The sequence below is a fragment of the Pontimicrobium sp. MEBiC01747 genome (genome assembly GCF_053601635.1).
On the sequence record NZ_JBSHNS010000188.1, the window covers coordinates 1 to 2,540 of the forward strand.

A 2,540-nucleotide genomic window follows, 5' to 3' on the forward strand; every position below is an offset into this window, starting at 1 on the left:
GAGTATAAACCAGCGGTAAAGCATTAATATAGATTAATAGTTTGGTGAAAATACCCAAAAATTATCGCCAAAATGGTAATTGATAAAAAAGAGTATAAACCAGCGGTGAAGCATTAATATAGATTAACAGTTTGGCGAAAATACTCAAAAATTATCGCCAAAATGGTAATAGATAAAAAAGAGTATAAACCAGCGGTAAAGCATTAATAGGAATTAGCATTTTGGTGAAAATACCCAAAAAATTATCACCAAGATGGTAATAAGCAAAGAGAAAAATAAGTTTGTGTAATCACTCTAAGGTTATTCTATATAGATAGCAATAATTAGAATGAAAAAGCGTTAGTTTAAAGAAATCATTTATATTGGCATTACTCTTGCATAGTTTCTAAATAAATTTAAACCTCATTTAAAATGTTTAAAACTAATTACAAAAAATACTTAGCCCTAATTCTGCTGCTTATTGGATCATCTACACTGTTTGCTCAGATAGAGTTAAAAAATAAAGTAGTAGACTTTAATAAAGGAGAAGGCATAGAAAGTGCTAGTGTGTATATAAAAAATACTACAATAGGTACGATAACAAATGCAGATGGTAAATTTGCACTTCAAGTACCAAGAGAACACGAAAACGATTCACTTGTAGTGTCTTCAATAGGGTATTCTACCTATAAAATACCAATTTCTGAGTATGATGCAGATTTTGAAATTTTTCTTGAAGAAGAGATCGCATCATTAGAAGAGGTGTTAATAGTAGGAGAACCAAGACCAACAACAGGAAACGATATTATGGTTAGAGCCATAGAACGGTTGCCAAGAAACTTACCTGATTCTTCATATATTCAAAAAGGATTCCTAAGACATAAAGAACGTAATAAAAATGAGTTTAAATGGCTTATAGAAAGTGCTATTACCGTTTACGATTCTGGATTCACTGTTCCTACAACAAGAAATTTTCTTAAAATAAATGTAGATCAAGTTAGAAAAAGTTACGATTTAAGAGATATAGATAGCTTATTTACTTACCAAGCCTATTTAAATCAAAACAACAAAAAGTATTACAACAAAAAAGATATAAGAAGAGAACAAGTAAAAACAGCTGATTTAGTTAAAGCTATAAAATGGAATGACGATAGAGTTAATGGACTTCAAAATATTTTTAAAGGAAAATTAAACCTACTCCGCAATGCAAATAATGCAAAAGCACTATTTGGAGAAAATATGCTAGAAAAGCATCAATTTGAGCTGGATACCATTTTAGTTGATAATGAGAGAAAACTATATAAAATAAAAATATTAAAAAGTACAGACTTTGTTGGTTTAGATACAAAAGGAATATACAATGAAGGATTTGAAGCCAATGGGTGGGTGTACATATATTGGGATAATTATGCCATTAAAAAAATTGAGTACGAGCTAGTAGCCGCTTCCAAAGCACAAAAAATAAGAAGTAAACGTCTATTTGATACGCAGCTTAATCACAAATTAGTTATTTCGTATAAAGAGTATGAAGATAAAATGTATCCAAATTACATTTATTATGAGACGCCAAAACTAGTTAATATAGGAAGAGCGCAAGAAAAGTTAACAGAAGCAGAAGAAGCCCGTTATAAAAAAGAAGAACGCTATTACTATACCGTACAAGAAATTTTATTCTCCGAAGTTATATTAGATAAGGACAAAATAAAAGAAGCATTACAAAAAAAGTGGGATAAAGATATTTTTTCTCCAAAACCATATAATAAAGAGTTTTGGGATACGTATAATATTTTATTAGAAAGCGAAGAAGACGAGAAGCTAATTGAAGACTTAACACAGAGAGCATCGTTATTTAAAGAATAAATAGTCTAATCTATTACAAAAAAGAAAGCCAGAAAATAACAGTTCTGGCTTTTTCAATTATAAAATGAGCGCGCGCATAATAACTTTAAGAACTCTCTCTAATATTTTATAAGAAGCTTACAGTGAGTTTACAAAAATTATCATATTAATGTTATGTAAAAGTTCTTATATTTAAACCTATGCAACTAGAACAATTTATAGAGTATTTGTTACTTGAGAAAAAATATTCTCAGTTAACCGTTAACGCTTATCAAAAAGACATAGAATCTTTTATAAAGTTTTTTGAGTTAGAATATGGAGAAGTTGCCGTAGAAGAAATAAACTATGCACAGATAAGACAGTGGATAATTAGTTTAGTTGAAAGCAAAATTTCTAATCGAAGTATTAATAGAAAAGTATCGGCATTAAACTCTTTTTTTAAGTTTTTACTAAAAGTAGAAACCATAACACAAAATCCTTTAGCTAAACATAAGGCACTTAAAACAAGTAAAAAAGTTCAAGTTCCATTTTCCGAAGTTGAAATTAATAAGGTGTTAGAAGAATTTAATCATGATAATACATTTGAAGGTATTAGAAATAAACTTATAATAGAATTGTTTTATTCCACAGGAATAAGGAGAATAGAGTTAATAGAAATAAAACTTTCAGATTTAGATTTAGAAAACGGAACATTAAAGGTGTTAGGAAAGCGAAACAAAGAA

At 28.7% G+C, this 2,540-nt stretch carries 2 protein-coding genes; both read left to right on the top strand.

All coding sequences use genetic code 11. The features are described 5' to 3' along the window. Positions 1–411: 411 nt before the first annotated feature. Positions 412–1,839, top strand: coding sequence for a carboxypeptidase-like regulatory domain-containing protein (locus ACVC2P_RS06100; RefSeq protein WP_452597590.1), 1,428 nt, complete (start codon positions 412–414; stop codon positions 1,837–1,839). A gap of 179 nt (positions 1,840–2,018) precedes the next feature. Beyond that, positions 2,019–2,540: tyrosine-type recombinase/integrase (locus tag ACVC2P_RS06105; RefSeq protein ID WP_452597591.1), on the top strand; the 522-nt coding region annotated here is incomplete at its 3' end.